We start from the raw sequence: 17,315 nt of genomic DNA, 5'->3' as shown, positions 1-17,315 counted from the left end.
TCGCCTAATCGGAGATACCTCATGTGGTTGCGACTGGCAGCATGCGCTGCCTTTTTGGTCGTGCCCGTTGCGTACGCGCAGACGGGGACGGCGCCTTCTTCTACCCTTTCGTTGGACGACGCCATTGCGCGCGTTGCCACGACACACCCTGACCTGCGCATCTTCGACGGACGTCGTCAGGTCCTGGATGCCAACCTGGCATCGGCGGCCCTCAAGCCCCCGATGACACTCGGCGCAACCATCGAAAACACGCTCGGCACCGGCAACTATCGCGGTTTCAGCGAGGCCGAGCTCACCGTCACCCTGGCCGGGGTGATCGAGCGCGGCGGCAAGCTCAATGCCCGGCAAGCCCTGGCGTTGGCCAACATTGATACGTTGGCGCCGCAGCGCGAGATGGCACGGCTGGACCTGCTGGCCGAGACGGCGCAGCGCTATCTGGCCGTCACCGCCGCAACCAAGCGCAAGAGCATCGCCGAGTTGGACATCGTCCAACGCAGGCGCGCCGTCGATGCGGCACGTACCCGCCTGACCGCCGGTGCCTCGCCCGAGTCGGTCGTGCTCACCGCACAGGCGGCCTTGGCCACGGCCGAACTGGATCGCGATCGCGCCATTGCCGATGAAGCGGCCACGCGCCAGAACCTGGCGGCCCTGTGGAATGAGCGCACGCCCAGCTTCACCGTGGCCGCGGGCAATCCTTTGGTGCTGCCGGAACTGCAGAGCTTCAATGCACTGAGTGACTACCTGCAGAACACGCCCGAGCTTGCTGAGTTGGCGGGCGTGGAGCGTGTGCGTGAGGCCCAGCTACGTCTGGCGCGTACGCAAGCTACGCCTGATCTGCAGTGGCAGGCCGGTGGACGCTACAACCGTGCCACGAGCGATGTGGGGTTCATGGCCGGCATCAGCATTCCGCTGGGGTCGGCACGCCGTGCCGCACCGGGTATCCGTGCTGCTGAAGCCGAACTGGCCATGACGCCGATCGAACGCGAATCCCTGCGCATCGATCTGTACTCCGCGCTGACCAACGCCTACGGCAATTACTCCACGGCACGTTTGGAAGTCGGTCGCCTGCGTACCGACGTGATCCCACGCTTGGAGAAGGCTGAGAAGGCCGCCGAGTACGCGTGGAAAGCCGGTGCGATCAGCTATCTGGAGTGGTCGCAGCTGCAGGCGCAACGCGTGGAAGCCAGCGTGCGCCAGCTGCAAGTGGCCGTCGACGCACAAGCTGCCCTGATCGAGATCCAGCGCCTGACCGGGCAGCCGATCGTCGCCAGCGGCACCACCACCCCATAAGGATTTCCAAATGAAGAACGTTGCAAAGATTGCAGCTCCGACGTTGCTGCTGGGCGCTGTCCTGATGCTGGCCGCTTGTGGTGGTTCCAAGGACGCCACGGAAGAGAAAACGGCGCCTGCCAAAGAAGCCAGCGCTGAGGGTGACGATCACGGCGCCGAAGGCGAAGCCGGGCACGAGGAAGGGGAAGCCGGCCACGGTGAGGAAGCCGGCGGTCATGAAGAAGAAGGTGCCGAGAAGACCACGATCCCGCAGGAAGAAGCTGACAAGAGCGGCGTGAAAGTCGCGAAAGTCAGTGAGGGCGCCATCAAGAGCGAATTGGAAGTCCAAGGCGTGCTGACACCGATGGAGGGCGGCGTGGCCCAGGTCACTGCGCGCTACCCGGGTGTGGTGCGTGCCCTGCGCGCCAACGTGGGCGATACCGTGCGTCAAGGCCAAGCGCTGGCCGTGGTGCACAGCAATCTCAGCCTGACGACCTACACCATCACCGCACCGATCAGCGGCGTCGTCCTCAGTCGACAAGGCAGTGTCGGTGGCGTAGCCGCCGAAGGCCAGCCGCTGTTTGAGATCGGCAACCTGTCCAAGGTGTGGGTCGACCTGCACGTGTTCGGGGCCGATGCGCAGTACCTGCGTCCGGGCGTGGCCGTCACGGTCAGTCGCCTGTACGACAACGTCAGTGCGACGACGACCATCGAACGCGTGCTGCCCAGCACGTCAACGGCGAGCCAGAGCCTGGTCGCCCGTGCCGCACTGCCCAACGAGGATGGCTTCTGGCGTCCAGGCACTGCAGTCAAAGCGCAAATCACGATGTCCACCAGCGATGCGGGCGTTGTGATTCCGCAGTCGGCCATCCAGAGCATGGACGGCAAGGACGTGGTGTTTGTGCGTGACGGCGATACCTACACGGCGCGGCCGGTGAAGCTGGGTGATCGTGACTCCACGCAAGTGGCCGTGCTGGAAGGCGTGAAGGCCGGCGAGGACATCGTGGTGACCCAGAGCTACCTGGTCAAGGCGGACATCGAAAAGTCCGGCGCGACACACGCGCACTAAGGAGACCGTCATGCTCGAAAAAATCATAAAAGTCGCGATTAATCATCGCTGGCTGGTCATGACGTTGACGGTGGCCTTGATCGCCATCGGCATCTGGAGTGCCCGTCAGATCCCTATCGATGTCACCCCCGACATCACCAACGTCCAGGTTCAGATCAACACCGAAGCGGCAGGTTACTCGCCGCTGGAAGCGGAGCAACGCGTCACGTTCCCCATCGAGACGGCCATGGCCGGTCTGCCGAAGATGGAGTACTTCCGCTCGATCTCCCGCTACGGCCTGTCCCAGGTCACCGTCGTGTTCAAGGACGGGACGGACATCTACTTTGCTCGGCAGCAGGTCTCCGAGCGTGTAGCGCAGGTGAAGGCGCAAATGCCCGAAGGTATCGAACCCACTCTGGGTCCGATTGCCACCGGCATGGGCGAGATCTTCTCCTACACTATCGATGCCGATCCCAAAGCCCGCAAACCCGATGGCACGCCCTACACCGCCACCGATCTGCGCACGCTGCAAGACTGGGTGATTCGTCCGCAGCTGCGCAATGTTCCTGGTGTGACGGAAGTCAATACCATGGGCGGCTTCAAGCGTGAGGTTCACGTCACGCCCGATCCGGCCAAGCTGCGCTCGCTGGACCTGACCTTTGAAGATGTGGTCACGGCCCTGCAGGCCAACAATCAGAACGTGGGCGCCGGCTACATCGAACGTAACGGTCAGCAGTTCCTGGTGCGTGTGCCGGCACAGGTCTCGGACATTCCTGCCATCCAGAAGATCGTCGTCACCCGTCGTGATGGCGTGCCGATTCGGGTTCGCGATCTGGCCAATGTGGCCGACGGTGAAGAACTGCGTACCGGTGCGGCGACCCAGAACGGCCACGAGGTCGTGCTCGGCTCGGTGGTCATGCTGGTGGGCTCCAACAGCCGCGATGTCTCCCAGGCCGCGGCCGCCAAGCTTCAGGAAGCGGCCAAGAGTCTGCCCAAGGGCGTTACTGCCACGCCGGTGTACGACCGTACCTCGCTGGTGGATCGCACGATCACCACGGTCGCCAAGAACCTGATCGAAGGCGCATTGCTGGTCATCGTCATCCTGTTCCTGCTGCTGGGTAACTTCCGTGCGGCGTTGATTACGGCCGCGGTGATTCCGCTGTCGATGCTGTTCACCCTGACCGGTATGGCGCGCGGCGGCGTGTCGGCCAACCTGATGAGCCTGGGCGCACTGGACTTCGGTCTGATCGTGGACGGTGCCGTCATCATCATCGAGAACTGCCTGCGTCGCTTTGGCGAACGTCAGCACGAACTCGGGCGTGAGATGACGCTGGAAGAGCGCTTTGAAGTGGCCTCCAGCGCCTCGGCTGAAGTGATCCGTCCGAGCTTGTTCGGTCTGGGCATCATCACCGCCGTCTACCTGCCGATCTTTGCCCTGACCGGTGTGGAAGGAAAGATGTTCCACCCGATGGCCATCACCGTGGTGCTGGCGCTGACGGGCGCGATGATCCTGTCCCTGACCTTCGTACCGGCTGCCGTGGCGATGTTGCTCGGTGGCAAGGTCGAAGAGAAGGAAAACTGGCTGATGCGCTGGTTCCGCGGGCGCTATGAGCCTTTGCTGGATCTGAGCCTGCGTAGCGGCAAGCTGGTGGCCGTCGGCGCGATCGCCCTACTGGTTGGCAGTGGCCTGCTCGCTTCTCGCATGGGTAGCGAGTTTGTTCCCAGCCTGGATGAGGGCGACTTCGCGCTTCAGGCCATGCGTATTCCCGGTACCAGCATGACCCAGTCCTTGGGCATGCAACGCATCGTGGAAGAACGCCTGCTGCAGTTCCCGGAAGTGGAGCGAGTGTGGTCGAAGATCGGTACGGCAGAAGTGGCCTCCGACCCGATGCCGCCCTCGGTGGCGGACACCTTCGTGATGGTCAAGCCGCGTGATCTGTGGCCCAACCCGCGCAAGCTCAAGGCGGATCTGGTGGCCGAAGTTGAGGCGGAGATGAAGAAGATCCCCGGCAACAACTACGAGTTCACCCAGCCGATCCAGATGCGCACCAACGAGCTGATTTCGGGCGTGCGCGCGGACGTGGCGATCAACCTGTACGGCGATGACCTGGACACGTTGCTGGAAGTGGGCCAGAAGATCGAGGCCGCCGCCCGCAAGGTACCCGGTGCCGCTGACGTTCGCCTGGAACAGGCTGCTGGCTTGCCCATGCTCTCGGTGCTCCCCGATCGGGATGCCTTGGCACGCTATGGCCTGAATCCGGCTGACGTGCAGCGCAACGTGGCCACGGCCATCGGTGGTGAGGTGGCTGGCCAGCTGTTCGAGGGCGATCGACGCTTCGACATCGTAGTCCGTTTGCCGGAACAGCAGCGACTGGATCCCACTGCGCTCTCGGCATTGCCCATCTCGCTGACGGCGGCCATCGCGGCCAACCAGGCTGATGAGTCGGTGGGTACGCAGGCCAACGCCGCTCAGGCGCAGGTCGTACCGCTGAGTTCGGTGGCACGCGTGGAGATCTCCGAGGGTGCGAACCAGATCAATCGTGAGAACGGCAAGCGTCGCATCATCGTGACCGCCAATGTCCGTGACCGCGATCTGGGTAGCTTCGTCTCCGAACTGCAGTCCACCATCGATCAACAGGTGACGGTGCCTACCGGCTACTGGATCGAGTACGGAGGCAGCTTCGAGCAGCTGATCTCGGCCAGTAAGCGTCTGTCCATCGTGGTGCCGGTGACCCTGGTGCTGATCTTCGCCCTGCTGTTCATGGCCTTTGGTTCGGCCAAGGACGCGCTCATCGTCTTCAGCGGTGTCCCGCTGGCGTTGACCGGTGGCGTGCTGGCGTTGGCGCTGCGAGGGATTCCGCTGTCGATCTCGGCGGGCGTGGGCTTTATCGCGCTCTCGGGTGTGGCAGTGCTCAACGGCCTGGTGATGATCAGCTTCATCCGAAGCCTACGTGAGAGCGGTCAGCCCATGGCCGAAGCCATTCGCGAAGGCGCTCTGACCCGCTTGCGACCGGTGCTGATGACCGCGCTGGTGGCCTCGCTGGGCTTCGTGCCGATGGCGCTGAACGTGGGTGCCGGCTCGGAAGTGCAGCGTCCGCTGGCCACCGTGGTCATCGGCGGAATCATCTCCTCCACGTTGCTGACGCTGGTGGTACTGCCGGTGTTCTACCGGTGGGTGCACACCCGCTTCAATCGCACCCCGGCGCACATGAAATCGTGACAGGGCACGGCGGCGGTGTACGCACCGCCGCCCTACCCCGTTCCTAGCCGCTCTTTTGCATCTGTTCTTAGGAGAACACGCATGAGCACAGGGCATGATCATGGAACGTCCGAGATCCGGTACGAGAAGCCCCTATGGTGGGCGCTCGGCCTGACTTCCACGTTCCTCATCGCCGAGATCATCGGCGGTCTGGTAACAAATAGCTTGGCGCTGCTATCCGATGCCGCGCACATGATGACCGATGTCATCGCCCTCACCGTGTCGTTGATCGCGGTGCGTATGAGTCGACGTCCGGCTGATGCTCGCCGCACCTATGGCTATGCCCGTATGGAAGCCTTCGGCGCGATCATCAACGGCGGTCTGTTGTTCGTGGTCGCCGGTTACATCCTGTGGGAAGCGGTGGGACGTTTCCGTGAGCCGCCGGAAGTTGCGTTCACGGGCATGTTGGTCATCGCCATCCTGGGTTTGATCGTCAATCTGATCTCCATGCGCCTGCTACGCGCCGGCAGTGGCACCAGCCTAAATGTGAAGGGTGCCTATCTGGAGGTCTGGAGCGACATGCTCGGGTCGGTGGGCGTAATCATTGGTGCGATCGTCATCAAGGTCACGGGCTGGACGCTGGTCGATCCGATCATTGCGGTGTTGATCGGCCTGTGGGTGCTACCCCGTACCTGGACCCTACTTAAGCAGGCCGGCCATATCCTGATGCAGGGTGTGCCGGAAGGCATGGATGTGGCGGCGATCCGCAAGCGGCTGATCGAGATGCCGGCCGTGCAAGAGGTCCATGATCTTCATGTGTGGTCGCTAGGGACCGGGCAGGTCGTGCTGACGGCTCACATCGTCCTGGCCGCGGGAGTGCCCGATCCGGACACGATTCAAGTCGAGCTTACCCGGGTGATCGAGCAGCAGTTCGATATCCACGACGTGACATTGCAGGTGGAACGCACTTCGTGCAAAAGCGAGGTGGGCCATGCCTGACCGGAATCGAGCGAGTTTCCGCAAGGTGTTCGCCCGATTCCAAGACACATCGCTCCGAGGTTCAACAAGCGCACACCGTCCGCGTTGGCGGGTGGCGCTGAGCCTGGAGCTGGTCATCCTGTTGGTTGCCATATTCTTTGCGTTCACCGCAAACGGCGCCTTCTGGGCCAGTGTCAAAGAGTCAGGCGTCCTGAGCGGGGCGAGAGAACTGCGTTTCTACATTGGGGTGACCGCCGCCCTGATCGGATTGCATGCGTTGCTGTTCGGCGTGGTGCTCAACCGCTGGATTGCCCGACCTGTTCTGGCGATCCTGCTGGTGGCCACCGCCTCGGCGGCTTACTTCGCCAGCACGTACGCGGTCTATCTGGATCCGAGCATGGTCCGGAACGTGATCAGGACCGATACGCAAGAGGCGCGCGAGCTACTGACGTGGGACATGCTGGGAACCGTCCTGTTGATGGGCGTGCTGCCTGCTGCCGCGTTGTGGCTCGTGCACTTTCCTCGGGTGTCGATCAAGCGAGCGTTGTTGCGGCGGACGTTGTTCCTGGGCGCGATGTTGCTGATCGCCTGCGTCGGGGTGATGGCGACCTTCCAGGATCTGTCATCGCTGATGCGCAATGACAAGGCGCTTCGCTACCTGATCGCACCGGGCAATTACATCGTCTCCATCTCCCGCGTGCTCAGCGAGGAAGTCAAGAGTCCGAAGGGCCCACGGCAAGTGGTAGCTGCCGATGCCAAGCAACAGGTGCATGCGCCATCGAGCAAACCCCACCTGCTGGTGGTCGTGGTCGGTGAAACCGTGCGCGCCCAGAACTGGGGACTGAGCGGCTACGAACGGCAGACCACGCCACAGCTCTCGAAGTTGAATGTCATCAACTTCAGCGACGTCACCGCGTGCGGGTCCAACACGGAAGTCTCCGTGCCCTGCATGTTCTCCCTTGCGGGCCGGCGCAACTACGACCGCGAGAACATCGTGGGTTCTGAGTCACTGCTGCACGTGCTTGAGCGGGCCGGCGTCAAGACGTTGTGGCGGGACAACCAGACCGGCTGCAAGGGCGTCTGCGATGGCTTGTCCTTTGAGTCCTACCGCAAGCCGCCAGAAAGCTCGCTGTGTGATGACCAGGCCTGCCGTGATGCGGTGATGCTGCAGGGCTTGCACGATGTGATCGATGACAACCCCGGCGACACGGTGGTGGTCTTGCATCAGTTGGGCAACCACGGACCGGCGTACTTCAAGCGCTATCCAGAAGGGCTGCGCCAGTTCAGGCCCGACTGTCGTTCCTCGGATCTGGGCAGTTGCACGCGGCAGGAGATCGTCAACGCTTACGACAACGCCATCCTGGAAACGGATGACTTCCTGTCCAAGACGATCCAGATGCTGTCGCAGGACACCACGCACGACACGGCGATGATCTATGTCTCCGATCACGGCGAGTCGCTGGGCGAAGGCAACGTCTATTTACACGGCTTGCCCTACTCCATTGCGCCAGACACCCAAATCAAGGTGCCGATGGTGGCCTGGCTCTCACCGGGCATGGCCGGCGGTAAGGGCGTCAACACCGCGTGCGTGCGAAGTAGGGCAAGCCAGCCGATCAGTCACGACAACCTGTTCCATTCGGTGCTCGGTCTGATGCAGGTCAGAACCACGGCTTACGACCCGAAGCTGGATGTGTTCTCGGGATGCCAGACCACGGCGGGAGCCTCGCCATGAGGCTCCCTTATGGCCCCTCACCTCTTGCGCGGCATCTGTTGCCGGGCAAGAGGCCGCTTCGCGCCTCGCGCTTGAAGCAGGCACTCACTTCTTCTCAAGGAATCTCCCATGGCTGACGGTTATGGCCACCTACCGCGTGGTCCCAAGCGTTTGATGATGGCGGCGCGTTGGTCTGCTCAAGGACTGCGTGCGGCCTGGCTGCATGAGTCGTCTTTTCGGCTTGAGGTCGTGCTCGCCGTGGTGCTTGCCCCTTTGGGCCTGCTGCTGGGCGAGACCGGCGTAGAGCGTGCACTGCTGGCCACCACGGTCTTGCTGGTGCTGCCGGTCGAACTACTTAACTCGGCGATCGAAGCGGTCATCGAGCGCTACGGACCCGAGCATCACGAACTGGCCGGTCGTGCCAAAGACATGGGCTCGGCTGCGGTTTTCATGACGTTGGCGGTTACCGCCCTGACATGGCTGGCCATCTTGGCCAGCTGATGTCACTGGGCTGGAGGTTGATATGGCGTACGTACTTTTAGCTGCACTGATCTTTGCGGTGGGCTGGGGCCTGAAATCGGCGATGTCGATTCCACACCCCGATGGCCTGACCGTCATCCTCAGCAGCACGATCGTGCTGGTCGGCTCGCTGTTTTGGGTGGTGGTGACCCTCCACGCGCTGGATTTGTTGGTGGCATTCCGACGATCCGATCGCCGGTATCTGGTCGAGTTCGCGGCCGCTATGCGACCGCGACTGCCCGAGTTGGTGTTGGCCACGCCGTTGATGTTGCTGGGGCTGACGATTGCCTATCGAACCGTAGGTACCGCAGGCACGATCGTCGCTGCACTAGAGGCCCCGTTCTACGCGCTCGCCGTAGCAGCAGCCATGATGGCACGACCTCTCCAAACCACGGGCGCGCCCCGGTGGCGTACTGGGATCGTACTGAGTCTGATCTACGGCGCCCTGTTCGCCATCACTGCGGCATTGCAGTCCGCCGTGGCAACGCGCACCGGCATGCAGAGCGCAGCACCTTGGCTGGGAGTGACCTCGGCCTTGGCCGCTGTTGCGGCCTTGGTCTCGGCCGCCAAGTTCCGGTCCTCGATCGAACAGGGACGGGCGTTGTCCTCGCCCGTGCTGGATAGCTTTGGCAATCCCTCTGCCGGCGCGCGCGGCTCTCGGTCAACGCCGAAGAGCCACGCCGATCGCAAGCCCCGAGATCCCTCACAACCGCCTACCTACCGACAGATCCCTCCGCATGGCCGACGCAAACCGGGCCGTCGTCGGTAGGCCGCGTGCGTAGCGACCAGATCTCTTTTTTTCTTCACCTGTTTGCATGAGCGACACCCCGATGCGCTATTCCATTCGCGATACATCCCAAGGGCAAACCTGGCTACTGATTCTCCTGGTCATCTCCGCGCTCCTGGCAGGCCTGGGACTGCGGGAGCCGATGCCCGCCGATGAGCCCCGCTTCGTCCTGGCCGCCAAGACCATGGTGGAAACAGGTCAGTGGCTGTTCCCGCACCGCGGCATTGAGCTGTACGCCGAGAAGCCGCCGACGTTCATGTGGTTGCAGGCGGTCAGCTACCTGCTGGTCCGCAGTTGGGATGTGGCGTTCCTGTTGCCCTCCTTGTTGGCCGCACTACTGACGCTGTGGTTGACCGGGGATCTGGCCAAGCGCCTGTGGGGACATCGCACGGCCGACTATGCCGTGATGGGCCTGTTTGTCTGCATCCAGTTCGTCCTGCAGGCCAAGCGCGCGCAGATCGATATGGTGTTGGTGGGGATGACGACACTCTCGCTCTGGGCATTGGTGCGCTATCTGCTGGACAAGCCCAGCCCGTGGCTGCTGATGCTGGGCACTTTCGCCGCTGGCTTGGGTACGGTCACCAAGGGGGTGGGCTTTCTGCCGCTGCTGATCTTCCTGCCCTGGCTGTGGGTGCGGTGGAAGTCGCCCTATGCCCTGCCCTCACATCGGGGTGTGCATGTGCTGGCGGGGCTTGCGGGGTTCTTGCTGGGCGTTGGCGTCTGGCTGGTCCCCATGCTGGCCACCGTGCTGCCCTCATCGGATCCGGCGCTGCATACCTACGCGCGCGAGATGCTTTTCAAGCAGACCGGTACGCGTTACGCCAACGCCTGGCACCACGTGAAGCCGGCTTGGTACTACCTGCAGACCATGCTCACGCTGTGGTTGCCCGGAGTGCTGCTGGCCCCCTGGCTGCTGCCCGCGTGGTGGCGGCGCCTGCGGCGCGTGGATCCGCGTTACGCGCTGCTGCTGGGCTGGGCGCTGCTGGTGCTGGTGTTCTTCAGTGCCAGCCCGGGCAAGCGCGAGGTCTACATCTTCCCGATGCTGCCTGCACTGGCGCTCGCCGCATCGCCGTTGTTGGCCGGCTTGCTGCGCCGGCGTGGCGTACGCGCGGTGCTGTGGTCGTACCTATCGGTGGTGGTCACCCTGACGGGCGCCTTGGGGCTGTGGTTGCTGACCGCCTCGCCCGAGCGCTTGCAAGGCCTGCTCGACGGACGCGGCATGGACATGAGCACCGTCAAGCAGGTCAGTGGCTGGCTGCTGGCCTTCACCGTCGTGAGCCTGGTCGTGATGGTCGCCGCACGCCGGCGGGTGGTGTTTGCGCTGGTGGCGGTCACCGCCTCGCTGTGGATCGCCTATGGCGTGGGATTCATGCCGGCGCTCAGTCCTGACAGTTCTGCCAAAGCGCTGATGCAGCGCGTGGAGGCCACCATCGATCTGGATGCGGAGCTGGCCATGCTCGGCTGGCGCGAACAGCACCTGCTCCAAGCCGACCGACCGGTTACCGAGTTCGGTTTCAAGAAGCCCTGGGTAGAGCAATGGCAGCAGGCACACGCGTGGCTGCTGCAGGCCCCCGATAGGCGATGGCTGTTCCTGCGCAAGGAAGCCATCGGCCCTTGCCTGGATCCCACGCAGGTTATCGACATCGGCGCCTCCAATCGGCGCGCTTGGATCTTGGCGCCAGGTACTGCATGGATTCCGGACTGCGAAGTTCCGGCCTCGTGGTCAGCCGATGTCAGCGAAGACTGACTTCTCCCCTCCTTTCCCGCGCGCCTAATTGCTGAGTCCTTCGCCATGCAAAGCCCGTCACTGCCCCGGATGCCCAGTCTGTCGGTCGTCATTCCCGTCTTCAACGAACGCGGCAACATCGGGCCGCTCGTGCAGGAGGTGGTGCACCACCTGCGCGGCAAGATCGCCTTCGACATCATCTGTGTGGATGATCGCTCCGACGATGACACACGCGAGGTGCTCGGCTGGCTCAAAGCCGAGGTGCCCGAACTGCGGGTGTTGCTGCACCATCAACGCAGTGGGCAAAGCACCGCCATCCGCAATGGCGTCAAGCACGCGTTCTCGCCTTGGATCGCCACGCTCGATGGCGATGGCCAGAACGATCCAGCCGATATCCTCAAGCTGCTAGCGGCTCGCCAGGCCGCGTCCCCGCAAGTGCGGCTGTTTGCCGGCTGGCGCACCGAGCGCAAGGACACGGCCAGCAAGCGCTGGGCCTCTCGGTGGGCAAACCGGATCCGGCAGTCGTTGCTGCGAGACAACACACCTGATACCGGCTGTGGCATCAAGCTGTTCGACCGCGCTGCCTTCCTGGACCTGCCGTACTTTGATCACATGCACCGCTACCTGCCGGCGCTGATGCAGCGCGCCGGCTGGAAGACCCTCAGTGTGCCGGTCTCTCACCGGCCGCGGGGATCGGGCCAGTCCAAGTACACCAACCTGGACCGTGCCCTGGTGGGCATCCGCGATCTGATGGGCGTGGCCTGGCTGATCCAGCGCAGCCACGTGACCACCACCAGCGAGCTTAGCGCTGGCCCCAAGTCATGAACGTCATGGACCAGGAAATCCTGTGGCTGAGCTGGACGGGCTTGCACACCACGCCTTGGAAACTCATTGGTCTGACCGGCGCGGCCTTGTTCGGGGTGCGGTGGCTGGTCCAGTTCATGGCGTCCAGGCGTGCGGGCCGACCGGTGATCCCGCGCCTGTTCTGGTACATGAGCTTGTGCGGTAGCTTGATGGCGTTGAGCTACTTCCTGTTCTCCTCCAAACAGGACGCGGTCGGCGTCCTGCAGAACCTGCTGCCGGCTTTCACGGCCGCGTACAGCTTGTATCTGGATCTGCGCACCGATCGAGAAGGGTCAGATTCAAGCAACGCGCGGCCTGAGAGTGATCTAGGGGGGCGCGACCGTTGAACGCGGCGAGGGTCAACCAAGGCCACTACGCGCGAGAGCGTCAATGATTGAAGAGACCTACGCCCAGACCGCCTGCCCTCGCCTTGCCGTGGATGCTACCGGTACCCCCGAGCGCGGCCACCCAACGGCGATTCATTTCAATGGATGGCTGGGCCTGGTGTTGCCCACCGCCGTGCTCACGGCGCTTGCCCTCGTTCTAACCGGTGAATGGGATATGAGGATCGCCTCGTGGATCTACTCGTCCGGTGGAAATGAGTGGATCTACAAGAACGGATTCTGGACGGAGCGGATCATCCACAAAGCCGGCCGGCTGATGACCGGGCTAGGAGCACTGTCGGTTCTCATCCTGATCGCGCTGAGCTACTTGCGCCCCCTGCTCACGCGGTGGCGCGGGCCTGCGATCAGGCTGTTGGTGGCCCTCGTCACCTCCACTGCGCTTGTGTCCATTCTGAAACGGTACTCAGGGTTGGACTGTCCGTGGAGCATCGTGGGTCTTGGCGGAACGCATCCCTACATCACGCTGTTTGATTCCCGGATGCTGGCAGGCGGTTGTTTCCCTGCCGGACATGCAAGCAGTGGATACGCATGGCTTGCGTTGTACTTCTTCTTTGCCGAAGCCGCCCCTCGGTACCGATGGATGGGGCTGGTGCTGGGCGCGGGTATCGGTCTGGTGTTTGGCATTGGACAACAGCTACGGGGTGCGCATTTCCTCTCGCACGACGTCGTAACCGTGCTCATTTGCTGGGTCGTATCCGCAGGACTATTCGTGCTGCGGACCCAATGGTTGAGAGCGGGCCGGATTGGGCCGGCTCTCCTTCCACGCCGCGCGTAACACCCGGGTTGCCGAACGCAGGAACAGAATGAGCAGCGCGGCCGCGATCAGCAGATCGGGCCATCCTGCGCCAAACACCCAAACCAGCAGCGCGGCCAGGATGACGGCGAAACCTTCGTAGATGTCGTTGCGCGAGCATTCCCACGCCGAGGCCATATTGATGTCGCCTGAGCGATACGGGGTCAGCAGCCACAGACATACCGCGTTAGCGCCCAGATTCAGCAACGCGGCCACGCCCATACTCTCGAAGAGCGGGATCTGGGGATTGGCCAGGCGCCATACGATTTGCACACCCACCGCTATCGCCGCCCCCAGGATCAGAAAGCCCTTCAGCAATGCGACGCGACCTTTCATTTGGGTAGATGCGCCCACCACAGCCAGGCTGACAACATAGGTCAACGCATCGCCCAGGTTGTCCAGACTTCCCGACAACAACGACGACGAATAGGAGCGCCAGGCTGCCAAGGCCATCATGGCGAAGGTCGCCAGGTTGATGATCAGCACAATGACCAGCACCCGGCGCTGCTTGGCTTGCATACGCGCCACATCCACGACTTTGCCGCAGCCACAGCATTCAGACATTGCACGCTCTCCGTCGAGGACCGGTGGGCACAGGGGAACCGGACTAGCGTAAAGTCTGTAGCAACTACAGAGTCAAGCCCGTCCCCCATGAAGATCAGCCAGGCCGCCGAGGCCAGCGGATGCCACCTTGAAACCATCCGCTACTACGAGAAGATCGGACTGCTGCCCCACCCAACGCGGACGGACAGTGGCTATCGGGTATATACGAGCGTCGACATCGAGCGCCTGAGGTTCATTGCACGGGGGCGGGATCTGGGCTTCAGCCTGGAAGAGATCCGAAGCCTCCTGCAACTGGCCAGCGATGAGCGCATGTCGTGCGACGACGTCGACCGTCTGGCGCGGAAACATCTGACCGATATTCGTGCGCGCCAGGAAGATCTTCGTCGGATGGCCGATGAACTGGAGCGTGTCATCGCCAGCTGCCACGGCGGACAGCGGGCCGATTGCGTGATTCTTTCGACGTTACGCCAGCCAACGCAGAGCTCCAACGTCTAGGGAACTTGCAGATGTCTACTATCGGCCAGAAGCGGACATCGATGCTCCATCATTCGACGTTCGCCTCGCGCGCCACTGCCGGCTCTACCAAGGACCAGGCTTCATCAATCTCGCGGAGCATCGCCTCCGGCGGCAGTTGCGCCGTCATGCGCCCGCGACGCACCGCCTTGTGCTCGAACGAGCGCGCGCCTCGTTCCACCACTCTGACTTTGAACGCAGCGATGAACCCGGGCTTGAACTCGCTGTTGTAGGTGTTGAACAACACCACACGCTTGCCATCGAACCGGTTGTGCTCCACGAAGGCCCTGATGGGCGGTGCGGGTGCATAGAGCCAGATCGGCGACCCCAGATAGACCTCGTCGTAGCCGGACAGATCGATCGTCCTTGGCGAGATGTCGGCCTCTGTGCCTCGCGCATCCCGCATGGCGTGCGACCACCCCGCCAGCCCCAAGCGATAATCAGGCGCCTTCAACTCGAACAGGTCCGCGTCCAGCGTGTTGGCGATGTGCCTTGCCGCCAGGCCCGTGTTGCCCGAGCGCGAGAAGTAAACGACAGCCACTCGCCGTCCGGTGTGGGCTCTGGCCGCGTAAGGCTCGCGACCCGCCAGATCCTTCGCCTGTTGGTGCTCGATCCACGTCACGGCGACGGGCACGAGCGCCGCAAGCAAAGCGGCCATCCCGACGGCGCCGACCACCCATTTCAACGCCATCGGGACGGCCATAACGGTGCCTCAGAGTCGGGACTGGAAGAACGGCGCCAGCACCGATACCGCTTCGTCCACGTACTGCGGCACGTCGTACAGCGACATGTGGTTGGCCCCTTCGACCACGTGGAACTGCTTGTCCTGGCTGGCCGCGCGCGCATACAGGTCGTCGCTCATCCACTTGCTGCCCGCAACGCTGCCCGCGACGATCTGCATCGGCTGGGTCAGGAAGGCTTCGGCCTTGTTGTAGGCATCGTAGGTAATGATCTGGTCGAGACTGCGCAAGGTGGCATAGCCGGGCGCGTTCGGGTGCTCGGCACGCGGCGTGTGGTAGTACTCCCACGCCTCGGCCAATTCGGCATTCGGCGCATCTTCCTTCTTCAGCGGCGCCAGTGGCATCGTCGCGAAGCCGTTGCCGGATGCGTCAGCCGTCCGCGCATCGGAGCCGGCCTGGATGTACGGCATCGCGTCGGCGTCCTTGACGTTGTTCTCCCAGCCGTTGCGGAACATCTGCCCGATGTTCACCGCGCTGACCGTGCCGATTGCTCTCAGGCGACGGTCGTTGATGGCCGCGTTGGCGGTGTAGCCGGCGCCTGCACAGATGCCCATCGCGCCAATGCGGCCTGCGTCCACGAACGGCAGTGTGGTCAGGTGATCCACTACCGCACTGACGTCCTCGGTGCTGACGTAGGGATTCTCCAGTTGGCGCGGCTCGCCCGTGCTCTCGCCCTGGTAGGAGCGGTCGAAGGCAACGGTGACCAGGCCGTTCTCGGCCAGCTTGCGCGCATAGGTGCCCGCTGTCTGCTCCTTCACGCCACCACCGGGGTGGGAGACGATGACGGCGGCGTATTGCTTCGACGCGTCGAAATCGTTGGGATAGTTGATGACGGCCGACAACGTGATGCCTTGGCCATTGCGGTTCGGGATGCTGATCTTGTCGGTTTTCATGGCTATGTCTCCGGGGGATCTCAGTAGAAAGACGGCCTATCACCGTCGGTATTGGGTTTGTCGACGCCAAGATGGGCGTGCGAGTGCAGCGTCGGGTTGAGGATGGTCTTGGAGATCAGGTCCGCCACGCTGCGGCGTGAGACCTCCGTGCCTTTGAAGGTCTCGCCTTTGTCCGTGGTCTCGTAGCCGACCTTGGCTGATGTCCTGCCTTGGTTGAGTCCGAGGTGAACCCACGGGTGCAAGGTACGCCCGGCTTTGGGCGTCCGGAAGACCGTAATAGACACATCACTGGTAAGGAGGTGTTTACAATGAGGAATGGACCCCTCCCTCCTTCCTTCGCTGGCGTGGTTCGCCCATATCGTTCACCACCGCAGCTTCACGCGGGCCGCAGAGGAGATGGGCGTATCGCGGGCGGCGCTCTCCCAGAACCTCAAGGCGTTGGAAAAACAGCTGGGCGTGAAGCTGCTCTACCGGACCACACGGGACATGTCGCTGACCGAGGCCGGCCAGCAGCTGTTCGATACCCTGCAGCCCAAACTTGCCGAGATCGAGCACGCTGTCCGTCACCTGGGCGATGCCAGCGGGGAGCCGACGGGCCTGATCAAGGTCAATACCTCACGCATGGCGGCCAAGGCACTGATCGAGCCGCATCTGGAGGAGTTCTACACGCGCTATCCGAAGCTCCGGCTTGAGCTTGTCATGGCCGAGTCGCTGTCCAACATCATTGCCGATGGGTGCGATGCAGGCATCCGTTTGGGACGCAGCCTGGCCGATCACGTCGTCGCCGTGCCGGTGACTCCGACGCTGTCGATGGCAGTGGTCGGATCACCCGCGTACTTCGAGCGGCATGGCGTTCCGAAGACGCCAGCCGACCTTGTGCAGCACAACTGCATCAACTACCGCTACTCCGGCAGTGGCGCGGTCCACGACTGGGACTTCAACGAGCCCGGCAAGAAAGGGCAGCACTTCACGCAAGCCGTCACCGGAAACCTCACCACCAACGACGATGAGGGCATGACTCGGGCTGCACTACAGGGTCTTGGGCTGATGCAGAACATCGACATCGCGATTCATCAGCACTTGGCGGATGGACGCCTGGTTCGTGTCCTGCGCGAGTGGACACACATGCAGGCGGGTTTCTACCTCTACACGCCGACGCGCGAGCAGATGCCTGCTAAGGTCAGGGCCCTACTCGATTTTCTGGTCGAGAAGCGGGCGGAGATTGTCCTCGCTTGATCGCTGGCTCACCGATGGATCGATGTCCGCTTTGGGTCGAGGCTGTGTAAAAACTCGTCGGCAAGGGACTAGCGACGTTGGCGTGAGCAGTT

Annotated in this window: 16 protein-coding genes and 1 pseudogene; 13 read left to right on the top strand and 4 right to left on the bottom strand. The window is 63.0% G+C overall.

What is annotated here, in order from left to right; translation table 11 throughout:
- The first annotated feature begins 21 nt into the window (after nucleotides 1-21).
- From V7060_RS17700 to V7060_RS17650, 11 genes are all read left to right on the top strand, one after another.
- Complete coding sequence (locus V7060_RS17700; RefSeq protein WP_327482779.1) at nucleotides 22-1,290, top strand: TolC family protein; 1,269 nt, start codon at nucleotides 22-24, stop codon at nucleotides 1,288-1,290.
- Between the two features lie 10 nt (nucleotides 1,291-1,300).
- Nucleotides 1,301-2,338 carry an efflux RND transporter periplasmic adaptor subunit gene (locus tag V7060_RS17695; protein WP_334180531.1) on the top strand — a complete coding sequence of 346 codons (1,038 nt, stop codon included), beginning with the start codon at nucleotides 1,301-1,303 and terminating at the stop codon, nucleotides 2,336-2,338.
- 10 nt (nucleotides 2,339-2,348) lie between these two features.
- Nucleotides 2,349-5,537, top strand: coding sequence for a CusA/CzcA family heavy metal efflux RND transporter (locus tag V7060_RS17690; RefSeq protein ID WP_334180530.1), 3,189 nt, complete (start codon nucleotides 2,349-2,351; stop codon nucleotides 5,535-5,537).
- 81 nt (nucleotides 5,538-5,618) lie between these two features.
- Nucleotides 5,619-6,515 (top strand): cation diffusion facilitator family transporter, encoded by an 897-nt coding sequence (locus V7060_RS17685; RefSeq protein WP_334180529.1) that lies wholly within the window; start codon nucleotides 5,619-5,621, stop codon nucleotides 6,513-6,515.
- Between the two features lie 91 nt (nucleotides 6,516-6,606).
- Nucleotides 6,607-8,226, top strand: a complete 1,620-nt coding sequence (locus V7060_RS17680) for a phosphoethanolamine--lipid A transferase (protein ID WP_334180528.1) — start codon at nucleotides 6,607-6,609, stop codon at nucleotides 8,224-8,226.
- 108 nt (nucleotides 8,227-8,334) lie between these two features.
- The gene (locus V7060_RS17675; protein WP_334180527.1) at nucleotides 8,335-8,706 is read left to right on the top strand and encodes a diacylglycerol kinase; all 372 of its coding nucleotides are present in this window, start codon (nucleotides 8,335-8,337) and stop codon (nucleotides 8,704-8,706) included.
- 22 nt (nucleotides 8,707-8,728) lie between these two features.
- Nucleotides 8,729-9,493 (top strand): hypothetical protein, encoded by a 765-nt coding sequence (locus V7060_RS17670; RefSeq protein WP_334180526.1) that lies wholly within the window; start codon nucleotides 8,729-8,731, stop codon nucleotides 9,491-9,493.
- Nucleotides 9,494-9,554: 61 nt separating this feature from the next.
- Nucleotides 9,555-11,258: a glycosyltransferase family 39 protein gene (locus V7060_RS17665; protein ID WP_334180547.1), complete on the top strand. Its 1,704-nt coding sequence runs from the start codon at nucleotides 9,555-9,557 to the stop codon at nucleotides 11,256-11,258.
- A gap of 69 nt (nucleotides 11,259-11,327) precedes the next feature.
- The gene (locus V7060_RS17660; RefSeq protein WP_334180546.1) at nucleotides 11,328-12,062 is read left to right on the top strand and encodes a glycosyltransferase family 2 protein; all 735 of its coding nucleotides are present in this window, start codon (nucleotides 11,328-11,330) and stop codon (nucleotides 12,060-12,062) included.
- Nucleotides 12,059-12,427: a lipid-A-disaccharide synthase N-terminal domain-containing protein gene (locus V7060_RS17655; RefSeq protein WP_334180525.1), complete on the top strand. Its 369-nt coding sequence runs from the start codon at nucleotides 12,059-12,061 to the stop codon at nucleotides 12,425-12,427. Before V7060_RS17660 ends, V7060_RS17655 begins: the two co-directional genes overlap by 4 nt.
- Before the next feature lie 43 nt (nucleotides 12,428-12,470).
- Nucleotides 12,471-13,259: a phosphatase PAP2 family protein gene (locus V7060_RS17650; RefSeq protein ID WP_334180524.1), complete on the top strand. Its 789-nt coding sequence runs from the start codon at nucleotides 12,471-12,473 to the stop codon at nucleotides 13,257-13,259.
- Here V7060_RS17650 and V7060_RS17645 read toward each other — a convergent pair.
- The gene (locus tag V7060_RS17645; RefSeq protein ID WP_334180523.1) at nucleotides 13,188-13,841 is read right to left on the bottom strand and encodes a cation transporter; all 654 of its coding nucleotides are present in this window, start codon (nucleotides 13,839-13,841) and stop codon (nucleotides 13,188-13,190) included. The genes V7060_RS17650 and V7060_RS17645 overlap by 72 nt on opposite strands.
- An 87-nt stretch (nucleotides 13,842-13,928) precedes the next feature.
- On the opposite strand from V7060_RS17645, the gene V7060_RS17640 reads away from it, so the two are divergent.
- A complete protein-coding gene (locus V7060_RS17640) occupies nucleotides 13,929-14,336 on the top strand; it encodes a helix-turn-helix domain-containing protein (RefSeq protein ID WP_334180522.1) in 408 nt (135 codons plus the stop codon).
- Nucleotides 14,337-14,385: 49 nt separating this feature from the next.
- Here V7060_RS17640 and V7060_RS17635 read toward each other — a convergent pair whose 3' ends face one another.
- From V7060_RS17635 to V7060_RS18485, 3 genes and pseudogenes are all read right to left on the bottom strand, one after another.
- Nucleotides 14,386-15,045: a flavodoxin gene (locus V7060_RS17635; protein WP_334180521.1), complete on the bottom strand. Its 660-nt coding sequence runs from the start codon at nucleotides 15,043-15,045 to the stop codon at nucleotides 14,386-14,388.
- A 21-nt stretch (nucleotides 15,046-15,066) separates the two neighbouring features.
- Nucleotides 15,067-15,987, bottom strand: a complete 921-nt coding sequence (locus V7060_RS17630; RefSeq protein ID WP_334180520.1) for an alpha/beta hydrolase — start codon at nucleotides 15,985-15,987, stop codon at nucleotides 15,067-15,069.
- Between the two features lie 20 nt (nucleotides 15,988-16,007).
- Nucleotides 16,008-16,178, bottom strand: a pseudogene (locus tag V7060_RS18485) (NAD-dependent dehydratase); the annotation flags it as partial.
- Between the two features lie 124 nt (nucleotides 16,179-16,302).
- Between V7060_RS18485 and V7060_RS17625 the strand changes: the two are divergent.
- Nucleotides 16,303-17,223 carry a LysR family transcriptional regulator gene (locus tag V7060_RS17625; RefSeq protein ID WP_334180519.1) on the top strand — a complete coding sequence of 307 codons (921 nt, stop codon included), beginning with the start codon at nucleotides 16,303-16,305 and terminating at the stop codon, nucleotides 17,221-17,223.
- The last annotated feature ends 92 nt before the right edge of the window (nucleotides 17,224-17,315 follow it).

The sequence above is a fragment of the Pseudoxanthomonas sp. genome (assembly GCF_036845285.1).
GTDB lineage: Bacteria > Pseudomonadota > Gammaproteobacteria > Xanthomonadales > Xanthomonadaceae > Pseudoxanthomonas_A.
This window is presented reverse-complemented; position numbering and strand designations above follow the sequence as displayed.

Excerpts from the sequence above, each read along its gene's own strand:
- V7060_RS17700 (WP_327482779.1), top strand. The coding sequence starts at position 22 with ATGTGGTTGCGACTGGCAGCATGCGCTGCCTTTTTGGTCGTGCCCGTT.
- V7060_RS17695 (WP_334180531.1), top strand. The coding sequence starts at position 1,301 with ATGAAGAACGTTGCAAAGATTGCAGCTCCGACGTTGCTGCTGGGCGCT.
- V7060_RS17690 (WP_334180530.1), top strand. The coding sequence starts at position 2,349 with ATGCTCGAAAAAATCATAAAAGTCGCGATTAATCATCGCTGGCTGGTC.
- V7060_RS17685 (WP_334180529.1), top strand. The coding sequence starts at position 5,619 with ATGAGCACAGGGCATGATCATGGAACGTCCGAGATCCGGTACGAGAAG.
- V7060_RS17675 (WP_334180527.1), top strand. The coding sequence starts at position 8,335 with ATGGCTGACGGTTATGGCCACCTACCGCGTGGTCCCAAGCGTTTGATG.
- V7060_RS17670 (WP_334180526.1), top strand. The coding sequence starts at position 8,729 with ATGGCGTACGTACTTTTAGCTGCACTGATCTTTGCGGTGGGCTGGGGC.
- V7060_RS17665 (WP_334180547.1), top strand. The coding sequence starts at position 9,555 with ATGCGCTATTCCATTCGCGATACATCCCAAGGGCAAACCTGGCTACTG.
- V7060_RS17660 (WP_334180546.1), top strand. The coding sequence starts at position 11,328 with ATGCCCAGTCTGTCGGTCGTCATTCCCGTCTTCAACGAACGCGGCAAC.
- V7060_RS17655 (WP_334180525.1), top strand. The coding sequence starts at position 12,059 with ATGAACGTCATGGACCAGGAAATCCTGTGGCTGAGCTGGACGGGCTTG.
- V7060_RS17650 (WP_334180524.1), top strand. The coding sequence starts at position 12,471 with ATGATTGAAGAGACCTACGCCCAGACCGCCTGCCCTCGCCTTGCCGTG.
- V7060_RS17645 (WP_334180523.1), bottom strand. The coding sequence starts at position 13,841 with ATGTCTGAATGCTGTGGCTGCGGCAAAGTCGTGGATGTGGCGCGTATG.
- V7060_RS17640 (WP_334180522.1), top strand. The coding sequence starts at position 13,929 with ATGAAGATCAGCCAGGCCGCCGAGGCCAGCGGATGCCACCTTGAAACC.
- V7060_RS17635 (WP_334180521.1), bottom strand. The coding sequence starts at position 15,045 with ATGGCGTTGAAATGGGTGGTCGGCGCCGTCGGGATGGCCGCTTTGCTT.
- V7060_RS17630 (WP_334180520.1), bottom strand. The coding sequence starts at position 15,987 with ATGAAAACCGACAAGATCAGCATCCCGAACCGCAATGGCCAAGGCATC.
- V7060_RS17625 (WP_334180519.1), top strand. The coding sequence starts at position 16,303 with ATGGACCCCTCCCTCCTTCCTTCGCTGGCGTGGTTCGCCCATATCGTT.